General features: G+C 55.1%; 13 protein-coding genes. 10 read left to right on the forward strand and 3 right to left on the reverse strand.

Going from position 1 to position 22156, the window contains the following annotated elements; translation table 11 throughout:
- Positions 1 to 26 precede the first annotated feature (26 nt).
- The 8 genes from gspH (at position 27) to gorA (ending at position 6804) form a co-directional block, all read left to right on the forward strand.
- Positions 27 to 578 (forward strand): type II secretion system minor pseudopilin GspH, encoded by a 552-nt coding sequence (gene gspH, locus ACUN9X_RS13495; RefSeq protein ID WP_260037452.1) that lies wholly within the window; start codon positions 27 to 29, stop codon positions 576 to 578.
- Positions 575 to 955, forward strand: a complete 381-nt coding sequence (gspI, locus tag ACUN9X_RS13500) for a type II secretion system minor pseudopilin GspI (RefSeq protein ID WP_260037450.1) — start codon at positions 575 to 577, stop codon at positions 953 to 955. Before gspH ends, gspI begins: the two co-directional genes overlap by 4 nt.
- A complete protein-coding gene (gene gspJ, locus ACUN9X_RS13505; RefSeq protein ID WP_445473419.1) occupies positions 945 to 1748 on the forward strand; it encodes a type II secretion system minor pseudopilin GspJ in 804 nt (267 codons plus the stop codon). The genes gspI and gspJ overlap by 11 nt, the downstream gene beginning before the upstream one ends.
- Entirely contained in the window at positions 1748 to 2755 is a 1008-nt protein-coding gene (gspK, locus tag ACUN9X_RS13510; RefSeq protein ID WP_445473476.1) for a type II secretion system minor pseudopilin GspK, read from the forward strand. Before gspJ ends, gspK begins: the two co-directional genes overlap by 1 nt.
- Before the next feature lie 128 nt (positions 2756 to 2883).
- Entirely contained in the window at positions 2884 to 4188 is a 1305-nt protein-coding gene (gspL, locus tag ACUN9X_RS13515; RefSeq protein ID WP_260037445.1) for a type II secretion system protein GspL, read from the forward strand.
- 4 nt (positions 4189 to 4192) lie between these two features.
- A complete protein-coding gene (gene gspM / locus ACUN9X_RS13520; protein WP_445473420.1) occupies positions 4193 to 4717 on the forward strand; it encodes a type II secretion system protein GspM in 525 nt (174 codons plus the stop codon).
- Positions 4718 to 4755: 38 nt separating this feature from the next.
- Positions 4756 to 5397: a GNAT family N-acetyltransferase gene (locus ACUN9X_RS13525; protein WP_260037441.1), complete on the forward strand. Its 642-nt coding sequence runs from the start codon at positions 4756 to 4758 to the stop codon at positions 5395 to 5397.
- Positions 5398 to 5436: 39 nt separating this feature from the next.
- Positions 5437 to 6804 carry a glutathione-disulfide reductase gene (gene gorA / locus ACUN9X_RS13530; RefSeq protein WP_445473421.1) on the forward strand — a complete coding sequence of 456 codons (1368 nt, stop codon included), beginning with the start codon at positions 5437 to 5439 and terminating at the stop codon, positions 6802 to 6804.
- An 18-nt stretch (positions 6805 to 6822) separates the two neighbouring features.
- Here the strand turns inward: gorA and ACUN9X_RS13535 are convergent, their stop codons facing one another.
- The 3 genes from ACUN9X_RS13535 to ACUN9X_RS13545 form a co-directional block, all read right to left on the reverse strand.
- Positions 6823 to 8784 carry an ATP-binding protein gene (locus tag ACUN9X_RS13535; RefSeq protein WP_445473422.1) on the reverse strand — a complete coding sequence of 654 codons (1962 nt, stop codon included), beginning with the start codon at positions 8782 to 8784 and terminating at the stop codon, positions 6823 to 6825.
- The gene (locus tag ACUN9X_RS13540; RefSeq protein ID WP_445473423.1) at positions 8777 to 9766 is read right to left on the reverse strand and encodes an ABC transporter substrate-binding protein; all 990 of its coding nucleotides are present in this window, start codon (positions 9764 to 9766) and stop codon (positions 8777 to 8779) included. The genes ACUN9X_RS13535 and ACUN9X_RS13540 overlap by 8 nt, the downstream gene beginning before the upstream one ends.
- A gap of 90 nt (positions 9767 to 9856) precedes the next feature.
- Complete coding sequence (locus ACUN9X_RS13545) at positions 9857 to 11998, reverse strand: TonB-dependent receptor plug domain-containing protein (protein WP_260037434.1); 2142 nt, start codon at positions 11996 to 11998, stop codon at positions 9857 to 9859.
- Between the two features lie 170 nt (positions 11999 to 12168).
- On the opposite strand from ACUN9X_RS13545, the gene ACUN9X_RS13550 reads away from it, so the two are divergent.
- Both ACUN9X_RS13550 and ACUN9X_RS13555 read left to right on the forward strand, forming a co-directional pair.
- Positions 12169 to 12861 carry a hypothetical protein gene (locus ACUN9X_RS13550; protein ID WP_260037432.1) on the forward strand — a complete coding sequence of 231 codons (693 nt, stop codon included), beginning with the start codon at positions 12169 to 12171 and terminating at the stop codon, positions 12859 to 12861.
- A gap of 220 nt (positions 12862 to 13081) precedes the next feature.
- Positions 13082 to 22150, forward strand: a complete 9069-nt coding sequence (locus ACUN9X_RS13555) for a T1SS-143 repeat domain-containing protein (protein WP_445473424.1) — start codon at positions 13082 to 13084, stop codon at positions 22148 to 22150.
- Positions 22151 to 22156: the final 6 nt, after the last annotated feature.

The following is a 22156-nucleotide window of genomic DNA, read 5'->3' on the forward strand; positions in this document are numbered from 1 at the left end:
CGATCTTGGCCTCTGGCGGAGTGTTTATGAAGCAGCAGCGCGGCTTTACGCTGATCGAGATCATGGTCGTGATGGTCGTCGTCGGCTTGATGGCCGTGATCGCTGTTGTCAATCTTGGTAGTGGAGCGGAACAGCGGGAACTCGATAATGTTTCGCGCAAGATGTTCATGTTGATGGAAACAGCGTCGGAACAGGCTGTTCTGAACAATCAGGAATTCGGCATGCTCCTCGGTGAAGAGGACTACCGTTTTGTGATCTACAACGATCTCGAACGCAAATGGCAGGCCCAGGGAGAGCGTCTGTTTCAACCGCGATCCATTCCGCTGTGGTTAGTTGTCACGCCGCGCATCGAAGATGATATTCCCAAGCTCGCCTCCGGCAACCAGGATGACAATGACGGCGGCGGGGATGACGAGCTGACGCCGGATCTCGTGTTTTTCTCAAGCGGTGAAATCACGCCTTTCGAGCTTGGACTCAGCCTTGAGAGCAACACGGATGTGGAGTACCTGATTGAGTCGGATGGTGTGAACGGTGTTGAGTGGCACCCCCCGGGTGAACAACCGGAGGAACGGCGATGAGGTGGGCCCGCAGACCTGAATCAGGCTTTACGCTGCTTGAGGTGCTGGTGGCGGTGCTGATCTTTGGATTGATTGCGACTGCGGCTACTCAGGTCGCGAGCAATTACATCGGTAGCTTTGACCGGATTCGGGACAAAACGCTGGCCAGCTGGATTGCCGAAAACAAAATTGCAGAGCTGCAGCTGGCCGAAAATCCTCCCGGAATCTCGGAAAATATAGACGAGCTCGAATATGCCAATCGCAACTGGGAGATCGAAACGCTTGTGAGCGCCACGGAAGAGCCCCGCATAAGGCGAATAGATGTGGATGTGTCCCTGATGATCAATGATGAGCCACGCCATCAGCTCAAGTTATCGGGGTTCGTAGGTGATTTCTGATTCCCGGCTTTATCGTTCCGGTCCAAAAGAGCTGAAATCATCAGGTTTTACCCTGATGGAGGTGCTGGTTGCAGTGGCGATGACGGCATTTATCGGTCTCGGTGTCTGGCAAACCATCAGTGGCATCATTCGCGCCCGCGACAGTGTAGACCGGGTGGCTGATGAGTTTGCCGACATTAACAAGGCGATGGCGATTATCGAGCGCGATATTGTCCAGATTGTGAACCGCCCCGTGCGGGACATCTACGGCGAGTCCCGCATGGCCCTGACCTCCCGTGAAGAAGCCTATGAACTGAGTCTCACCCATCAGGGATGGCGAAATCCGACGGGCGCACTTCGTAGCGAGCTTCAGCGTGCGGCCTATGAATTCACTGGTGATGAGCTGCATCGGCGCTACTGGGCGATGCTCGACCAGGCTCAGGATGCCGGAGAAGGTCGTGACCAGCTCTTGCTGACAGGCGTGACTGATTTTAACGTGCGTTTTATGAATGATCAGTACAGCTGGGTTGACGACTGGCCCACCGCTGAGGGCGCGCAGGAAAGTACAGGGCAGCAGGCCAGCGTGCTACCGCTTCCCAAAGGCATAGAAGTGACGGTCGAAATCGACAATTACGGTGAGCTGAAACGGGTATTTGTGCTGCCCGATTTTGATGCCAAGGCGGCACAGGGCTTCGTATCCAATGCGAATGCAATCAACGACTCCGACGATGAACCGTCCGGGGAGGACAGCGAAGCCGACGCCGGTAACGCCGAACAGGAACAGCCGGATGTCAATCTGGAGAATCCGCAGTGATGATTGCCAGACCGCCTTACGCTGCCCGTGAAAGAGGCGTTGCGCTGATTATCGTACTGATGGCGATGGCGCTTATCGTGGCACTGACAGCTGGCATGATTCAGCACCAGTCACTGCGGATCTATAAGGTAAGCCACAGCCTGGCGCAGAGTCAGGGGCAGGCGGTTGCAAGTGGTGCGGAAGCTTTCGCGATGCAGATACTGCGTCAGGACTTTGATGAAGACCAGGAAGAAAATCTTCTTGTTGATAGTGAAGATGAGGTCTGGGCCCAGTACTCCGCGCTTGTGCCAATTGAAGATAATGGCATCGTTGAGGTTCAGATCAATGATCTCAGTGGCCGAATCAATCTGAACGATCTGGTGGACTCCACCGGCACAGTAAATGAACTGACACGGGACAGGCTGACCCGGCTGCTGCTCCAACTTGAAATCACGACGGTGAGAGTGGAAGCGCTGATCGACTGGATCGACACTAACGACCAGACGGTTAACGCCTACGGTGCGGAGGACGGTGAATATTTATCGCAAGATCCGCCCTACAGAGCGGCCAATCAGCCCTTCAGTAGTCGTTCCGAGTTGCGTTTGATTGCCGGGATGACGGAAGAGGCCTACCAGAAACTGATCCCCAACGTTTCTGCGTTGCCGGTTTCCGGAGCGGGGATCAATGTGAATACCGCGCCAGTTGCCGTTTTGCAGTCACTGAATGAAAACCTGACGGCGGCCCAGATCGAGACGGTTATCGCGCAACGCAAAGATCAGCGGTTCGAGAATATTCAGGACTTTCTGGCTGCACCGGCTTTCGCGGGGTTAGGAATGAAGCCCGATGGCCTGACCATAAAATCCGAGTTCTTCGATGTTGCGTCGCGCATCACCATTGACGAAAGAACCTATCGATTGGTGACCATGCTGTACCGTGACCCTCAGGGTGAACTGTTCACGGTCAGCCGTGACGAAGGTCAGAAGAATCTCATCACAAAAGAGCGTTTCACGCTTTCGGATGGCTCCTGATCGCGGCATAGTAATCAACAGCAGACTGGAAGCCGCCAAAACGCGGCTTGAGGCCGGCAAGTGACACTGGCAGCGGGGCGCTTTGATGCGCTGCTGGCCGGTGAACCTATAACAAGGACAACGCATTCATGTCTTATCACCTTTACATCCAACCGGATGCTCCGTTCCATGCACTGGAAGGGCAGATTGACCAGCAATGCTATAGCTGGGCGCTGGTCGATGCCAGCGGCATTTTTCAGGCTCGGGGACAGGGTGATACCCGCGACACGATTGAACAGACACTGAGCCAGAATGATCTCGAGGGCGTTAAGGTTGTCGGTCTTATTCCGGGTGATGAGGCATTGTTCTGTTTTGCAGAAATTCCGGCCAAACAAGCCCGTTACGTCCGCCAGGCCTTACCGTTTGCAGTCGAGGAACAACTGGCTCAGGACATCGATAGCGTGCATCTGGCGCTGGGAGAACATTCCGAGCGGGGCTTCAGGGTTGCGGCAATTGATCGCAACCGGATGGCCATCTGGTTTGAAGTGTTTGAGTCCTGGTCTGGTGCCAATCTTGAAGCGATCTATCCGGAAGCTGCGCTGTTGCCACTCGGCGATTCAGCCTGGTCAATCTGCCTGCAGGATGATATTGCCCTGGTATCAGGTGCCGGTGGCGAATGGTTCAGAATGAGCAGCGTTAACCTGGCCATTTTTGCTCAGACTCTGGCGGCGCCTGCACAGGATGAAGTGTCTGCAGAAATTGCCGTCACTCTCTACGGTAGCGAAGCAGACCTGGTCGCAAGCGATGCCTTAATCGGGATTCTCGAAAGGGAAGATCGCCTCAACCTGACCCGTCAACCGCTGGAGCTGAGTGCTCTGGAATTGCTTGCACACACCCACAGCCACCATCAATGTGCGCCGATCAATCTTTGTCAGGGCACATTCGAGGCCGCCAACGACGCCAGTGGTGTATGGCGTATCTGGCGCCCCGCATTGATTATCGCAGGTCTCTGGCTGGCGCTGCAGGTCAGCGTAGAGATTGGAATGGGATACTACCATCACCATGAAGCCAGCCAGCTGGAAGCCCAGGCGATGGGTATCTACCACCAGGCATTCCCCAATGACACCCGCACGACACCCAATAACCTGAAGCGCAGCCTTGAAGGCAAGTTGCGCGTGGCGCAACAACAGGGGCCTAATGCTGACTTTCTTGCGCTGTTGTCCCAGGCCGGCTCGGAATACCAGAAGTTGGGTGGCGGGCAGAACATCAAGTTCGAGTCAGTCAATTACAGTCGCCAGAGAGGGGAGCTCGTAGTGGACCTCAAGGCGGACAGCTATGATCGTTTAAGCGCCTTGCGCAGTGCGATCGGTGACAGGGGGCTGGATGCCAAAATAGGCTCAGTCGTTAACGAGAGCAGCGGCGCCCGCGCCAGACTCACCGTGAGCGGGGGATAACAGCATGGTCAACAAACTCAAAAAGAACCCGTCAATCCAGAAGCTGATTACGCAGTATGACCACCTGCCGCGCCGCGATCAGATGGCGCTCAAAGTATTGGCGGCTGCAGTATTCCTGTTTCTGATCTATTTTGTAATCTGGCGTCCGGCCGCAGGTTTTCGACAGGACGCGCTTGATGAACGGGAGTCATCTGCTGCGCTGATCAGTTGGCTTCAGGAGAATCGTGCTGCGATCGTCGCATTGGGCAAAACGGGTGATTCTGCCGGCGGTAGCAGTACCATCACCGATACCCGTTCACTCATGGCGACGGTGACGAGCAGCGCCAATTCGGCAGGTCTGTCACTGCAGCGCTTCGAGCCAAGTGGCGAAACCGGTATGCGCGTCTGGATAGAGGATGCGCCTTTCCGGATCGTGGCGGGCTGGCTGGATCAGCTCAGCAAGCAGTACGGCATAATAATCGATCAGGCTGCGATGGATCGGGATGATGTTCCCGGTGTTGTAAGCGTGAGGTTGACGCTACAGATCTAACGCAGCGGGATCCCGGTTGACTATAGCGAGGTAATCCCATGACGGACGTTAAAGCGGCTCAAGCGAATGTCGAGCCCGTGGTTGTGCGTCTCGACAGCAACGCGCTCAACGAAGCCAAGTCGATCCTCTACCAGGCTTACCGTCATGAGCCTACGTTTCACTATCTGTTTGACCACCAGCGGCCGGGCTATGATCAGCGGGTGAGGGCGACCATTCGCGAGCTGATCAGCTTGTACTTTGATCTTGATCAGGACGCGATCGGGCTGATGCTCAATGATACGCTGGTGGCAGTTGCCTTCCTGGGTGATCCTGAGCTGCGCCTCGATCTCGCGCGCCAGTTTTCGTGGCGCTTGCGGATGATACTGACGGCTGGCTTCTCGTCGACAAGGCGCTATATCGATTACCATGAACAGATCCGTGCCAAGCTGCCCGGTTCCACCGTCCATCAGTTACCGCTGATGGGCGTACACCCCAAATATCAGAACAGAGGCTACGGCCGGGTGTTGCTGGAAGCCGTAGAACGGCTTTGCGAAGATAACCCGCGTGGTCAGGGGCTGGTGCTGGATACTGGTAACAGTCGCTATCTTCAGTTTTACGAATCCCTTGGTTTTCGCAATCTTGGTGACATCCAGCTTGGCGATCTTCGGGAATATATTCTTTATCGGGATGTCGCAGCCTAGCGTCACTCGATCAACATTCGTGCTTTCAAAGGAGTCACCGTGTCAGCGAACTTCGAATATGATCTGGTAGTGATTGGAGCAGGTTCCGGTGGCGTTCGGCTTGCCCGGATGTCAGCTCAGAAAGGTGCCAGAGTCGCCGTTATCGAATCGCGCTATCTTGGCGGAACCTGCGTCAACGTGGGGTGCGTTCCGAAAAAGCTTTTTGTTTATGGCTCTCGCGTTGGGGAAGATCTCGAAGATGCAGCCGGTTACGGCTGGAATATTCCTGACGATAACATCCAGTTTGATTGGCCCACACTGGTCGCCAACAAGAACTCCGAGATTCATCGCCTGAACGGCATCTACAAAACGATGCTCGAAAACGCCGGTGTGACCATTATTGAAGGTACCGCCCGTTTGGAAGATGCGCAGACCGTCGTTGTTGGAGAGCGGCGTATTTCTGCAGCCCATATCACTGTCGCCACGGGTAGCTGGCCGGTTGTGCCCGATATTCCGGGTAAGGAACACATGGTCACGTCGAATGACATGTTCTATTTACCCCAACTGCCGCGTGAAGCCGTCATCTTGGGCGGTGGTTACATCGCCGTTGAATTTGCAGGCATTCTCGCCGGCCTGGGTGTGAAAACCACGCTTATCTACCGGGGAGACCTGTTTCTGCGCGGGTTTGATGAAGATGTTCGGGAGTTTACTGCCGGCGAAATTCGCAAGAAGGGCATAGACCTGCGCTTTAATGTGAACATTGATAGCGTCACCCCTGATGGTGCGCATTACAAGGTTGCGCTGAGTGACGGCTCAACGCTGAGCACCGGTTTGGTCATGGCGGCTACCGGCCGCAGAGCACTGACCGATGGGTTGGGGCTGGAGGCGCTGGGCGTCGAAATGACCAAGAACGGGCATATCGCCGTTGATTCGCACTTCCAGACATCCGTGCCGTCGATTACTGCGCTGGGCGATGTGATTGGTACGCCGCAGCTCACACCGGTCGCCTTGGCACAAGGTATGGTGCTGTCCCGTCGTCTGTTTGGCGATGGCGAGGGTGAAATGGACTACAGTGCTATTGCGACTGCGGTCTTCTGTCACCCCAACATCGGCACAGTTGGCCCAATAGAAAGTGAAGCACGTGAGCGTTATGGGCGGCTTCGGATCTATCGCTCTGAATTCAAACCCATGCGACATACGCTTTCTGGGCGTGACGAACGCAGTATGATGAAGCTGATTGTGGATGACGCGTCAGACAAGGTCGTCGCTGCGCATATGGTAGGCCCGGATGCGGGTGAAATTCTGCAAGGCCTGTCCGTGGCGATCAAGGCCGGCGCCACCAAAGCGGTTTTCGACAGCACCGTCGGAATTCATCCGACGTCAGCAGAAGAGTTCGTCACCATGCGCGAGCCACATAGCGTAGGCTGACGTCGAACAGGCTATCCGTTATTTGGTTACGTCTGCGGAAGTCGCCGGCAGGCGTAACCATCGGCCGATAATTCCTTTCAGGATCTCTTTACGTACAGGTTTAGCGAGATAATCATTCATACCTGCGCTCCTGCAGGCATGATCAGTGCCCGGCAATGCATCCGCTGTTAACGCGATAATCGGCAAGGGTGCACGCTCATCTACTGCCTCCCATGCACGGATACACCGAGTTGCTTCGTAGCCATCCATCACCGGCATCTGGCAGTCCATCAGAATCAGATCGTAGCGATGCGGACCCTCTGTCACCATCGCAACCGCAATTTCTCCGTTGCTGGCGCTGGTGGTTTCAAACCCGAGCTTACGAAGCAAGGCGCAGGCAACTCGCTGATTCACTTCATTGTCCTCCACAACCAGCGCGAGTAGCGATGGAGTGCCGGGTGGCTGAACACTGGCGGTCGTTTCGACAGAATGCGAAGCCTCAGGAACGAGGGTTACCGTCTCGAACGGAAGCTCAAAGAAGAAGGAGGACCCCGCCCCCAGATCTGTTTCAACACGAATGTGGCCGCCCATTAATTCAATCAGCCGTTGCACCAGCGCCAGCCCCATCCCCGTTCCGCCATAGCGTCGGGATGATGAGCTGTCGACCTGCTCAAAACTATTGAATATGTCAGAAATATGTTCAGTTGGAATGCCAGAGCCAGAGTCTTTTACTTCGCAGCTCAGGTAGAAGGAATTGTCATCCATCACGATCCAGTCGCTGCGCACGTCAATGCTGCCGTCATCGGTAAATTTGATCGCATTATCGATCAAACCGGCGATAACCTGACGCAAACGCATCGCGTCACCCCGGACGGTACAGTTCTCTGGCCAATTCGGAGTGAAGAGGGTACTCAGTTCCAGACCTTTTGCCTGACACTCATGGCGGTAGGTTGCGGCACAGTTTTCGATGAGCTGGCGCAAATCAAAGGTGCGGTGTTCCAGTATCAGCATGCCACGCTCGACCCTGGAGAAGTCGAGAATATCGCTGATGACCGTCAGCAAATCTTCGGTCGCCCGGCGTGCAGTAAGCATGTAATCCTTCTGTTTGTCGGTCATGGGCTCTTCTGCCATAAGCTCCAGCATGCCGAGAACGCCGTTCAGTGGCGTGCGCAACTCGTGACTCATCATTGCGAGAAACTCGGACTTTGCGTTGTTCGCACTTTCTGCTCGCTCTCGTGCCTGTTCGGATACAGCCAGCGTTTTCTCCCTGGAGGCCCTGAGCTGCGACAGATGGTAGGCGAGGGCTCCAATATTGTGCTCCAGTTCGGTGATCTCTGCGGCTGCGCGAGATGATTTTCGAGGTGCCTCGTACTTGCCGTCGATCATCCGTTTAACATTTTCCGTGAGATCCTGAATCGGTCTGGAAATCCGGTTAGCGATCTGATTGATAATCAGCAGGGTAATGATGAGCACTGAGATCGCGACAGCGAAAGAACTGAAGACAATCTCCTGGCGCTGCGCCGTTAGACGTGAGCCCGAAACAGCGACTTCGACCGAACCAATCCGGATAGCGCCGGACGAGGTGGCTAATCCGGGTTCAAACCAGTCGAGCTGGGTGTTCTGTTCAAGCTCCAGAGGCTGCTGGAGAATATCGGATCGGAAGACGTAGGCGTCTTCGCTATCGGGCACGATATTACCTCGGGTTTCGACGCCCACTTCGCTGTCATTGATGTCGTAAACGCGAATCCAGGCGACGTCACTGCGATTGATTGTGCGCTTGAGGATCTGTCGCAGTGCTGAAGTATTGCCGGACACAACGGCATATTCGACCGCAGGTGACAGGTTGTCTGCAATAACCTGCGTCGTGTTGAACAGGTCCTGGCGCACGTCGTCTAACCGGGCTGACGTGAAAAATACCAGCAACACCAGAAACATGAGAATTGCCGGCACGGTTCCCAGTAGAAGCAACTGTCGGTTCAGCGGGCGTTGTCGTTTACTCATTCCCACTCCTGGTCATTGTGGCCTCTTGCTCTTTTAACGCCGTCTCAACGGCCGTCGGGTCCGGCAGCGGAATATTCAGCGAACGCGCGACCTGGAGGTTAAAAAGAATGGAGAAATCTGTCGGATATTCCGATTCGCCCAGCTTACCGCTTGAAAAGTATCGGGCGATTTCGTGGTCAACGTTGTTGATCAATGCATCGGTTGGCGTGTAAGTCGAGGCCAGTGCGCCGGCTTGCACGAAGGCCCTTTCAGGGCCGATCAGAATCCTGTTGTAGCGATAGGTCGTCAGCAAAATATGCTTGATAGTCTGGCGGTTATAGATCGCCGGATCGGGGGTGCCAAGTAAAAAATCACCGTAATTGAGCGCCCGGGCGAGGGTTGATACCAGGCTCTCCGAATTCTCGACAGTGAACACTCGCAACTCGAGACCGAAATCGCTGAGAGTCTCAGAAAGAGGCTTGTATAACTGCTCACTTCCGGCGCGAGCGAGCACCGATACGCGGGACGCGTGAGGCAGTATCTGGCGGCCCAGCAGCGCCTGACGTAGCAACGGGGGGTTAAGGTAGCGTGCAGCGAGCGGTTTACCTTCCAGGTTTTGATACTGGGCGAACTGGGATTCGGTGATCATCAATGCAAGCAGGGGCGGACGCACGGCTTGCTGCATGACTTCATTGAGAGCGGATGGCCCCAGAGAAATAACCAACTGTCCGGGACGGTCTGCGCTGGCAGCGGGCGAAAAGGTTTCGAGGTGGATGTTTTTCGGCAGCTGCTCCAGAAGACGTTCTCTGAAAAGTAGGTTAAAGGCCATGTTTTCAGAGCCGGCAACAAATATGGCCAGGTTTTCCGGGGTATCGCCAGACCTTTGGGCGGCATGTGCCCATATCGGAACAAGGCAAAACAGCAGCAGCGCGCAAAGGGTGGTCCGCACCCGGAACGCGGCTGCTGTTGCATGCTTTATGCCCGCCGATGAATGGGTCTGCATTCGTCCCTTTATGTGCACCGCTTATAAACGGTGCTCTCCCTATTGTTGCTGACGGCTGGCCGGCAGCGCGTCGTTAAACAGTATATGTCCTCAGAACTTCATGGACGCCTCAAAATATACCTGAGACTGATCTGTGTAGATGTTGTCCCGGTACATGATAGGAGCGTCATGGGGGTAATACTGCAAAATTGCAGCAAGATCCCATGTGAGGCGAGGCATATAGAATGCCTTCGATACCCTGAAATCCACACGGTCGTACTTGTACTCGCCCAGATCTCTGGCTACATAATAGGCCGTTGACGTTGCAATCGAATAGGGGAAGTGCTGAATCCACGCTACGCTGCCAGAATGCTCGGCGGTAAGCCGGGTCTGCAGGCGGATATAGCGCGCTTCCTGACTGGCGCTGACCGGCGGCCCACGGTAATCCTCGTCCTGATTCATGTACGCATAGGATAGCCTCAACTGGGTCTGCTGAAACTCCAGCGAACTCTCGATTTCGATACCTTCCTGGTCGAGCGCGACATAGTTGCCCAGATCCCAGCGGTTATCGACAGCGATAACGCCACTGATGATGTCTCTCAGGCTGTCGTGGAACAGCTTGACCTCAGTAGATAGCAGACCGGGGCCCATCCGGTACTGCCCGAAATAGCTGATTTCCCGTGAGATAATACGCTCTTCGTGAAGATCGCCAGGGGCCTGAAACTCAATCAGCCGCTCGCCTTCAAGGAACCCATACACAGACGAAGGCTCAACATTGGACGCCCGATAGCCCCAGTCTGCGCCTTGTTCAAAGGCGTCCGGGGTTCGCACCGCCTTGGAGAAGACGAAACGGAGCGTTTGATTCTCGGACAATTGGAAATTAGCTGCAAAACGAGGTGAGAAGAAGCTATCGTCGAGGCTGGACGTCTTCTCCCAGCTGCCGCCGGCGTTAAGTGTCAGCCAGTGGATAGGGGTGTACTCGATGTTGCCGAATAGCAGGGTCTGAAAGTTTTCGCCGCTACCATTGAAGTAGGTATCCGAGTCAAAGCGGTCTTCACGGTAACCGCCACCACTGACGACGCGCAGGTTATCGGTTACGGCCAGCGTATCCTGAATCTCGAATTCGAGCCGGTCTTCCTGAATATTCTGGTTAGTGTCAGCGCAGAGTTCCAGTGGCAATGTAGTGCCACCTATATCAGCGCCGGCAGGAAGGCAGCTGCGCCATGGCTGCTTGCGATCATAGTCCTGGTAACTGACCTGGATATGAACGAAGTGATCGGCGCTGAAATTATGAGTCCACTTCGTCTGGACGTAATAATCGTCTCCGGAAACTGCCGGAATTCCCTGAATGCCAAAATCATCGCCATATTGCTGTGCGTCTTCCTCGTCGTATACGTCGGTATAACCCAGGCGCAGGTCAATCGAGTTTCGGCTGTCAAGCGATAGGGTAGAGTCGTAATTGACGGTATTGAAACGGTAGCTGTCGTCGAACGGCTTTTTCTCTTCGGTTTTGTTGATCGTATCGGCCGTATTAATGAACCGCTCATCAAAACCATCGGATTCCCGGCGGTTATAGCTGAAACGCCAGTCATAATTGCCGACCTGATCGCCTACCGATCCAAATGCCTGCCGATAGCCACGGTCTCCCGCCCGCAGGCGCACAGCTGCGCCATGGGTATCCTGAGGTGAGCGGGTGATAATGTTGATTGTCGCGAGGAAAGCGTTTATCCCGTAAGCCGCGGCATTTGGCCCGCGGGTCACCTCAATTCTTTCGATATTCTCCAGCGCGACCGGCATTGCATGCCAATCTACGTCTGAAAGATTGGGTTGGTAGGCCGTTCGTCCATCAATCTGAACCTGAAGACGGCGCTGTTCATCCGCAACGGTTCCGTGATAACTGACGACAGGTCGGTTGCTTTGCACATAACCGACGGTCATACCGGGGACCAGGCGGAACACTTCCCATATATTGAGAATACCAAGGTCCCGAATCAGTTCCCCCTGAATCACGGTTGTGGTGCCCGGGACGCGAGACTTGGGCTGACGCAGCTTGGTGGTGGACAACACTTCCGGAATCGGTTGCTCCAGAACAAAGTCATAGGTTTGATCAAATCCGGATACGATTTCAGACGAGCCGGAATTATCAGGCCCGACAGGGTCAGGTATCGTCGAGAAAGGAGTGTTATCCTGCGCCATGGCGCCAAAGGAAAGACCAGCACACAGCACAGGCGTCACGCCTGCTTTTAAGAGCAAGGAATGAATTGTCATGAGTCGTTATAGTTCAGCCGAGCAGAGAATATGCCGATGCCGGAAATGCATTTTATTATAGTGATCCGAATCGGTTTTTATTACGTGTCTGTCATCATAGAGGACTCATGAACAGCTGTCTCTTGGGTTTCGCTTATTTTACGGAGTTTTGAATTATGACCTGTTGGGAGCTTCTGGGTATTAGCCCGACCAATGATCGTCAGGAAATTGAAGAGGCTTATACCGCGCAGCGGAAGTTTGTTGCCGACCAGGATCTGGCTGATCTTGATCGCGCCCGTCGCGAAGCATTTGCCGAAGCCGGGTTAGCGTCCTATGAGCCGCCAGTTCAGCGTGCGGTAGCTGAGCCGGAACCGGCGTCAGTAAAAGAAGCGGCTTCAGCGAGCCCGGCGCGCCCCTTGAACGCGCGTGACCAGCAGGTGGCGCGGGAGGTCGTTATTCAGATCGAAGCGATGCTGCACGATTCCGCTCGCTGCCAGGACCCGCAGGTATGGCGCGCCATACTGGCCGAACCACCTGCCGACAGCGATCCAATACGGGAAGCCGTCAGCGACGCTCTGCATCCCCGCATCAAACCGCTTCTCAATGCAGGTGAGCTGTCGCAGCCGGTGGTCGCATTTCTTGCCCAATGGTTCGGCTGGCCAGAGCTGGAGGCAGTCAACGAACAGCAGGTCGCCAATAGTGACGTCATGGCCGAGCGCGATAGCGGGTTCAGTGATAATCCGTCCGGATCTGACTCCGCCTCCAGTGACAAGCCCCAGGGTGGTGTGAGTTTCTGGCCAGCTGTGCTGGGCTGGGTTGTCGCACTTATCGTCTTAACGAGTATTTTCAGTAATCTGACCGGCAGTTAACGCGTATTGCCGAAAAACCAGTGCTGCCTGGCGCCCCATCCCAGACACTTGCTCCCAGCGTGCCTGCGCCAGGCACAACACTGTCCATCAAAGGAATCTGTTTCTGCCCGTGCTTCAAAAACTGAAGAGTTGAACTACACTTAATCTAAAAGCTAATTGCCTTATATTTATACTTTTTTGGCAGTTAATTGAGTTCGGCATATAAAGGCAGACAGAAAAGATGGCGGTCGATCAACCTCAGTTTGTGATCGTTATTGACGGTCGCTTTTGGTGGGTGCTTGAAGATGGAACGCTCATAGCAGTTGATCCCTCCCAGGTCCCTGATAGCGCAATCATCGTGAACTCGACGGGGTCCGGCGGCACTTCCGAGGTACCGGCGGGGCCAGCTGATGCCGATGCGACTCCCCGGTCGGTTCTGAGTCTGGTGGCCGAATTCGATAACGTTGAAAGGGACGGTGCCGAGCTTCTCCCTGATTCCGGGTTTGATACGCTTCAACTTGCCGACCTCTACCGCTTTGCTGATCGTGACAGAAGCGGATTTCCTGCCGATGATCCTCTTCCACCCCCTCTGGATCCCTTCGCTGACGTCACGGTAGTTATCGACGACCTCGGTGACGGCTTTATCAACCGGTATGAAATCCCCACTGTTGACCTGTTCGGTGACACAGTCGAGCTCCGCGACGGGCAGTTTCTGGAAGTGACGGTGACAGACAGTCAGGGAGCAAGCATCACGTTTGGAACTGTCGTGTCCAACGGCGCCTGGTCGTTACCGGGTCGCGACCTGAGCACCTTGGCGGAAGGTGAGGTGACGGCAGTTGTCACGGCCCGCGATAATTACGGCAACTCGGTTTCGGCCAGTGATACATCGGTTATCGACACCCTCGCGACGATTAATGATGACGCCGTGTTTAATGGCGGCACCTTGCTTAATGCAGTTGAGGTGCAGGATGTGGACCTGAACGGCACAACAGCGAACATTGGCGATAACCGCCCGCTGGAAGTGGAATTCCGTGACGAACAAGGCGCAACCGTTACCGCAGCAACTCAGCTTGACGATAACGGCAACTACCAGATCGACGATGTTGACCTGTCGTCGCTTGCGGATGGCGATATCCAGCTGACTTTTACCAGTCAGGACATCGCCGGCAACATCGCAGAGAACATCACAACGATCGTCAAGGACACGCAGGCAGCGATTGATCTCCAGTTCGACGGCATGCCGCCTTACAGCACCTCGGAAGTTGCTCTCGTCACGGTCAGTGGCACAGTGACAGATGTTGAAGCCGGGCAGCAGGTCAACATCACCGTCACCGACAATAACGGGCATTCACAGCAAACCACGGCAATTGTGCAGGCTGACGGCTCCTGGCAGACCTCGACGCTTGATATCTCGGGTTACGACGACGGCAGTATCGAAGCGCTGGCGTCGGTGCAGGATATCGCCGGCAACCCGGCCGACAATACAGCTACGGCGCTAAAAGATACCGAAGTCACAATTGATATCGATACAGGCACAGGGCTTGATATCAATGCCTTGCGCACCGGTCAAACTGTGCTTGTCGAAGGTACTACCGACGCGGAGGCAGGGCAGATCGTTGTGTTGCGCTTTGCTGATCCAAATGGTGGCGAGCAGACATTCAACGCGACCATTCAGGCGGGCGGTAGCTGGTCAACTTCCGTTGCGGTATCCGGCCTGAACAATGTGGCAGCCTGGAGTTTGTCAGCGACGGTTCAGGATGTAGCCGGCAACGAGGCCAGTGACGCCACGCCCACCCTGGTGATTCCCACACCGGCCGTGCTGTCCGAACAAGCTGTTGACGCCTTTCCGGCAGGCTTTTCCGACAATAGCGTTATCCGAATCCAGGATTATGACGCGATTCAGTTCGGTTCAGACCAGAGTGCCCTTGAAACTGTCGAATCCGGAGGTATCAGTCTCAGTGTTGTGGTTGCGGGCGACGGCCAGAGCCTGGTCGGATCCGCAGGCGGAAATGACGTGCTCAAAGCGGTTATCAATGGCGATGGCACCATTACAGTGACCCTCCTTCAGCGGGTCGATCAGGGCGCGCTCTCCAACATACTCAAGACCGGGCTGGCACTCGAAGCAACCCAGAATGACGCTGACGGCACCAGTGAGACCGTTATCGTCCAGGTCCCTGTTGCAATTCGCGATAGCGGTACCTTTGTTAATGACGACAGCTATACCGGCGTCGAAGACACGCTGATTAGCGGTCAGCTATTTGATAATGACAACAAGGCTGAGGGGCCTTTACGGATCGTCAGTATCGACCTCGGAGCGGGTGCTGGTGAGGAATTGTTTACTGGCTCTATTACGAGAGTCACAGACAAGGGAACGCTGACAGTAAATGAAGATGGCACCTGGACATTGCAGGCTGCTCGCGATCTTGACAACACCCAGACTCAGCAGCTGACCTTCAGCTATAGCGCGCTGGATCAGGACAAGGATTTTGATAGCGCTGATGTCGTGATCAACATAACGGATGGCGCTGCCGGCGTTGTTGGCAATGGTGTGGTCTCTGCCACTGAATCCACCTATGGCGATGCAACACCCAAGGAGATTAACTTCAATGTTCAGGCGGGCTCTGACAATCTGGATCCATCGACCATAGCGTTCGGAGCAGGGCAGCTCGATCAGCTGAATGCCCTCGGATACGAAAGTAACGGCGTGCCATTGGTCTATTCACTTAATGGTTCGAATCAAATCGTCGCAACGGCAGGTGCCGACCAGGTTTTCACTATCACGCTATCGGCAGTCGACGACAATGGCAATCTCAGCGCTAAGGCCACGTTGGTGCAGTCCCTTCCGTTAGATCACACTGGTTCAGAAAGCCTGTCATTTCCACTGATCGTTGTAGCCACCGACACAGACGGTACCGAGGCCAGCGCCAGCTCAACACTGAATATTCTGGATGGTGCAAATCCGGTCACGACAGCCACCGGAGTCGCGGTAAATGAAGATGATCTCTCGTCCAGCGCGACAGACAGCGGCCAGGTTTCTGTCACGATAGGCAGCGACCAGATAGATGGCATTACGTTCCTGCAGGGCCAGCCCCCGTTAACCAGCGGTGGCCAGGTGGTAAGTTATGAACTGCTGGCCGGTGGTGCAACACTGCGAGCCTTCATCGCCGACGGGAATCAGGAGGTGTTCACCGTTGCGCTTCAGAGCGCTCCTGATCCAACAACAAACTCTGCAATCAACTACAACTTCACTCTTTCGCGCGCAATCGATGAGTTGGATGCGAACGGTGACCCGGCATCGCCGCTCAGCTTTGATCTTGCCTATCAGGTGACCGACAGTGACGGCGATATTGCCCAATCTGCTATCACCGTTTCGATTACCGACGGCGCTGCTGCCAATGGTTCTGCACCCTCAATCAGTTTGAGTGAAGCACCTCCAGCCATTGGCAATCAGGGTGTGCCGTCTTCTGCGAGCGGCAACTTCTCGCTGACCGCCACACAAGATCCGGTTACCGCCGCCAGCTTTGATTTGGTGGAGGGTGGCACCGTTTCCGATGCAAGTGCCGCAACCATTGAGCGCAACGGTGAGCCGTTAACGTGGCAGCGCATATCGGATGTGCGCTGGCAGGCAATTGATGCGGAGGGTACGGTTGCTCTCGATTTACGTTTGCCGGACACCATCAATATCGGCGCGGGGGCCACTCAGAACGTGCCTGTGACCGTTAGCGTACTGGCGGCCATTGATCACATCACCAACGACACGATCACGCTCAATGTACCGGTCACCTTTACCGATTCGGATGGCACGGAAACCCTGCTCAGTGCGTCGGTCGATATCGCAGATGGTCGTGACCCGGTGTTTGCCGGCCTGTCTCCGCTCAATGTGGACGAAGCGGGCACGCTTGGAGGACAGGCGACTGATAACGGTCAGGCCTCTGGCGCTATCGGTAGCGATGCGTTGGTTGGTTACAACGTTTCGATGACGACCGGAGTCAACTCTCAGGGTTCGGCCGTTACTCTCGCCGGATCGCCGACATCGGACGGCTGGTGGATTGCTACCAACGGCAGTGAGGAAGTGTTCCGACTGCGGATCGGGCTTGATGGCACGACGGAGTTTATTCAGAGCGCACCCATCGAGCACCCCGACCCGGGTGAGGATGTTCTCACGATTGAGTTTGATGTGTCCGCCAACGATGCCGACGGCGACACATCCAACACGCGAACTCTGGAAGTGAACGTCACTGATGATGTGCCTGTTACGGCCGATCAGACGCTGAACCTGACGGAAGGCAACAGCCGCAGCACCAACCTGCTGGCAGACGGGCGGGGCGGGGCAGATGGCGCAGAGCTGACACAGATCACCTATGACGGCACAAACTATACCTTCAATTCCGCCAAAGACCCGATTGTCATCACGCTGGAGAACGGCGGACAGCCATACGGCATGGCGACCATCGAAGCCGATGGCAATGTACTGATCCAGACCCAACCATCATTCAACGCTACGTTTTCTGACAGCTTTAATTTCCAGGTGACCGATGGTGACGGGGATACCGTGACAAACAGCCTCGACCTGAATGTGAGTGACGAGCTGGGTGCCATTGAAATCAGTCCGCTGGTGACGCCTGAAGATACGCCGCTTTCACTGACACTGCGGGCGTACCCCGGCGATCTTGATGACAATGAAAGCGTAAGATCAATAGCCTTCGATGCAGGAGCACTGCAAGGCGGAACGCTCTCGCTTGATGGCGTGACCTTGCCTACCGACGGCAGCGGTAATCCGGTTTTGTCCGGCGCCAATCTAAGACTGGTCAATGCGGCAACAGGTGAAGTTCAGCCCAATGGCAACCTTGTGTTCACGCCCGCGGCAAACAGTTCAGATCCCACCGCGCAGGTTGATTTCAATGTCACCATGATCATAGACGCGGATGACGGACAAAGGACCCAGACCGATAACTTTGACGTCAGCGTGACGCCTGTTGTCGATGCACCGGTTTGGGCTGCCGGCACCGTGTTTGATTACAACATGGATGAAGACGGCACACCGCCTGCTTTGAGTCTGGATGCCGACCTGGTCGATACGGATGGGTCCGAAGCACTCAGTTACCGGATCGAAAATATAGCAACAGACATCACGCTAAAAACCTCCGGCAGAACGATCAGCAATGGCGATGTTCTGAACAGTGCCGAGCTTGCGGCGTTGGGCATCACGCCGGATGCCAATTTTGCCGGCCAGCGAACCTTCGATATCGTCGCCATTTCAAAAGAAACCTCGACCGGCGATACCGCTGAAATCACTGAAACTGTGACCTTGAATGTGGCCCCGGTCGCGGATACGCCCACTCTGGCCACCGCCAATGTGTTTTCGCTTGAAGACCAGTTAATCGATATCGACAGTATGGTTCTAGGTGGTCTTACCGACACAGACGGCTCGGAGACACTGAGCTATCAGTTGACCGTTCCGGAAGGCTGGATGGTTGTCGATGCCAGCGGCAATGAAATCGGGCTGGTGAGCACCGGTGTTTATCGTGTGGCTGATAGCCTGGTCGCCAGTAATGCCGCGTTCCTGAAACCCAAGGAAGACATCAGTTCCATTGATGGCAACTTTGAGATCAAGGTTAAGGCCATTTCCACAGAAAGTGCTGCTGACGGTATTGCGCCAACGACCGAAGAGGCTGAGTCGCCCGAACGCACTGTTATTGTCGAGCTGCAAGGGGTAGTCGATTCACCGGCAATTGGGCCGGGCGTGGATGGGGCATGGTCTTTCGACGGCACCAATATCACCGCGACCTATGACGAAGACGAACTCATTCCACTGAATTTCTCGGTAGGCACTAACGATGACGACGGTTCGGAAATATTCGACTTCGTACTGAGGGATTTGCCGGACGGCGCCCAGTTGGTGGATGCATCTGGCAACCTTCTGGAACTGAAGGTGACAGGCGAATACAACGGCAAGCCAACTTACTCCCTGACGGCAGATGAACTGGGTGCCATCTACGTTAAACCACCAGCCGATTACAGCGGTCAGTTGAGATTCGAGCTGCAACAGTTCAACGTCGAACCCGATGGCGACAGCGGCGAGTTTGATCTGGTCGTGGATGTGACGATCAACCCTCAAGTCGATACCACCGATGGTTTGCAGACTGAAAGTGTCGGCGCCGAAGATTCCGCGATAGAACTCACATTGCTGGCTGACCTTCCAGATGTGGATGGCTCAGAAACGATAACAGACATCATCATCGAACCCCTGCCTGCCGGCGCAGTGCTGATGTTTGACGGGGCGGTAGTCACGGTGCCGGCGTCAGGCCTGAATCTGCAGGACTTTGCCGCAACCAGGAGCCTCACGCTCAAAGACCTTGCTGAATCCAAACGTTTGACTGTAACGCCACCGGAAGACAGCGGTGAAGATCTGGATATAAGCGTGATCTATGAAATCACCGATACCTCAGGTCTTGGTGATACTGCAGTCAAAAACGTGAGCGGTAGTTTGCACATTGATGTCACCGCTATCGTGGATGACACCGAAGATGACGGCATTACCCGCATTGAAACGGATCCGGCAACACAGGTATCTGCCGATGGTTCGCCCATTACACTCAACGGCGCCGCTGCGACGTTCGTTGAAGAGGATATCGACGGATCCGAATATCTGGATTACATCGCGCTGACAATGCCAGAGGCGTCCGGCTGGTATGTATCGCATCCAAACGGCGCGATCAATGACGGGCAGGGCAACTGGCTTATTCCGGCAACCGGCTTAACGTCTGATTCGGCGGTTGATAGTGCTTCTGCACTGCTTGCTGGCGTCACAATCGCGAGCGACCATGCTACCGGCGGCCCGGTTGAAATCATCGTCAGTGCACGGGTAATTGATTCAGGAGACGACGCGGACATTATCTCCAATACGCTGCTCGTCGATTTCCAGGCGCCGGGTAACGGCGGCAATGCCCAAGCGGTCAGCGACCTGGCCGTTACCAACTCCATTATTGATGGGCAGGAAGGCCAGACGGTCGACACAACAGGACACCTCAATACCAATGCAGCAGGCGACGCCAACGATGTTGTCAGCTTCCGGATAGATGCCGGGGCGGTACCTTATGGAGGCAGTATTACGGGCGCCGACGTGCTGATCCGCTATGCCGATGATGGCACCACGCCGCTGGAATACCTGTTTACCGACGCCAGCCTCGGTAGCCTGCAGATTGTAGGCATCGATGAAGACTTCGCCGGCACGACGTCCATGATCGTCAACAAAGTATCAACTGATCCTTTGGGGGATACCAACGTCACCCAGGAAACCCTGGCTATTGATATTCAGCCTGTGGTTGACGATCTGAATACGCCACCGACGTTTCAAATCATCGAGGATACGCCCCAACGGCTGAATATAAATCTGGATGCTTTGCTTAATGACCGCAGCACGGCCGCGAATGAAGGCATTGAAACGATCGACTCGCTCCACTTTATCGGCCCCATCGAGGGGAGCTTCCTCGACCCTTCAAACCTGCTCGTTGACGATGGCAGTGGTGGCTACACCCTTAACGACCCAACAAGAATTGGTGAGATATTTTATGTTCCGCCAGAGAACAAACACGGTTCGGTTACCCTTGATTTTGAAGTAACCGTGACAGACTTAACGACCGGCATTACAGCATCGGGTTTAAGCAATTCAGTGACATCCATCTTACCGGGAAGTGCGGTTTTTGAGATTCGAGCCGTGACAGATGAAGCCCCGGTAACGGCGATCAATCAAACTGGTGATGAGGACACCGATATCGCGCTCACCGGACTTGCGGTGGATGATATTGATAACGATGGTTCCGAGTCCCTCACCATGCAACTGCGAGGGGTTCCCGAGGGCGCTATTTTGTTCGCGGATACCGGAAGCGGCCTGGTGCAGCTTGAAGAAAGCGGCTCCGATGGCGCAGGCGCAACGGTCTGGACGTTCCTGCCGAGCCAGTTAGGGAATCTGGTTTTGCGCCCGCCCCGGGATTTTTCCGGCGATATTGAACTGACGCTTGAATCCATCTCGATGGAGCAGTCGACGCAAGAAGTGGTGATCAGCCGGGCTGATTTCACTGTTGGCGTAAACCCGATTGCCGATGGCGCCGCGTTCACTCGGGATTCCGCTGATGTGTTTGTCAATGAAGGCGAAACCATCAACATCGGTGTTTACGCCCAGACCGAGGAAGCAGTAAATCCGAATGAAACATTGGTTGTCGCCATATCGGTGAAAGACACCTCTGACGCTACAGCAGCAGCGGGCCTTGTGGGTATACGTTCACCGGACGGTCAAACGGCGGTATTCCAGATGCAGGGCACAACGCTGGTTGCCGTTGTCACCACAACACTGGCGCAACTGGCCACCCTTGAGCTGGTCGCGGCAGACAATGCCTTCGGCAACCTCGATATTGATATTTCTGTCGGCTCGGAAGACAGCGCGATCGTCAACGGCGCAACTGTGACGGACTCAACGTCAGCGGCAGACGCTGTCACCCAGTCTATCTCTGTCACTATAGCGCCGGTTCCCACGCCACCCATCGTGGATATTGAGCATCAGTATATCCTGTCCGGTGAAGACACCGTGCCGCTTGGGATAACGCTGACACCGGTTAATCCCGCAGCGACCGAGACACGTGACGTGCTGATTTCAGGGGTGCCCGATGGGGTGTCGCTCAGCGAGGGAACCCGCTCCGGCAGTGACTGGATTGTTTCCGAAGGTCAACTGCCCGGATTGTCGCTGACGGGCGCCACAGCTGACGACTACACCTTGTCGGTACAAGGTCGCTCCACCTTGGATGGCCAAACCGTCAGCGGCCCGGCTTCCAGCATTGATATAGAAGTACAAACCCCGGGCGATAACACGCTTGAGGGCGGTGATGTCTCAGAGCTTATCATTGGTGGGAGTGGTAATGACGTCCTGGTCGGCGGCGGCGGAAATGACGTTCTTACTGGCGGAGCCGACACTGACAGGTTCCTTTTCCGCGCGTCCGACACCGGGTCATCAGGCTCTCCGGCCTTGGATCAGATAACCGACTTCTCGGTGGCAGACACCGACAGCATTGATTTATCGGATCTGGCGACCGGCTTTACAACCGGTACCGACTTCGATGCCATCGTCGACCTTTCCGAGAGTGGCGGTTCCACAACGCTTTCCATTGACCTGGGCGATGGCAACGGCACCGTACAGCAAATTGAATTGGCCAATGTTTCCAAGGACGATCTCTATGGTGCAGATGCTTCAAGCGTTTCCGATGCCGATATTCTGCAAAGAATGATCGATGACCAAACCCTGATGACGGGTAGCTGATCCATG

The organism is Marinobacter sp. V032 (genome assembly GCF_052645435.1).

Excerpts from the sequence above, each read along its gene's own strand:
- gspH (WP_260037452.1), top strand. The coding sequence starts at position 27 with ATGAAGCAGCAGCGCGGCTTTACGCTGATCGAGATCATGGTCGTGATG.
- gspI (WP_260037450.1), top strand. The coding sequence starts at position 575 with ATGAGGTGGGCCCGCAGACCTGAATCAGGCTTTACGCTGCTTGAGGTG.
- gspK (WP_445473476.1), top strand. The coding sequence starts at position 1,748 with ATGATTGCCAGACCGCCTTACGCTGCCCGTGAAAGAGGCGTTGCGCTG.
- gspL (WP_260037445.1), top strand. The coding sequence starts at position 2,884 with ATGTCTTATCACCTTTACATCCAACCGGATGCTCCGTTCCATGCACTG.
- gspM (WP_445473420.1), top strand. The coding sequence starts at position 4,193 with ATGGTCAACAAACTCAAAAAGAACCCGTCAATCCAGAAGCTGATTACG.
- ACUN9X_RS13525 (WP_260037441.1), top strand. The coding sequence starts at position 4,756 with ATGACGGACGTTAAAGCGGCTCAAGCGAATGTCGAGCCCGTGGTTGTG.
- ACUN9X_RS13535 (WP_445473422.1), bottom strand. The coding sequence starts at position 8,784 with ATGAGTAAACGACAACGCCCGCTGAACCGACAGTTGCTTCTACTGGGA.
- ACUN9X_RS13540 (WP_445473423.1), bottom strand. The coding sequence starts at position 9,766 with ATGCAGACCCATTCATCGGCGGGCATAAAGCATGCAACAGCAGCCGCG.
- ACUN9X_RS13550 (WP_260037432.1), top strand. The coding sequence starts at position 12,169 with ATGACCTGTTGGGAGCTTCTGGGTATTAGCCCGACCAATGATCGTCAG.
- ACUN9X_RS13555 (WP_445473424.1), top strand. The coding sequence starts at position 13,082 with ATGGCGGTCGATCAACCTCAGTTTGTGATCGTTATTGACGGTCGCTTT.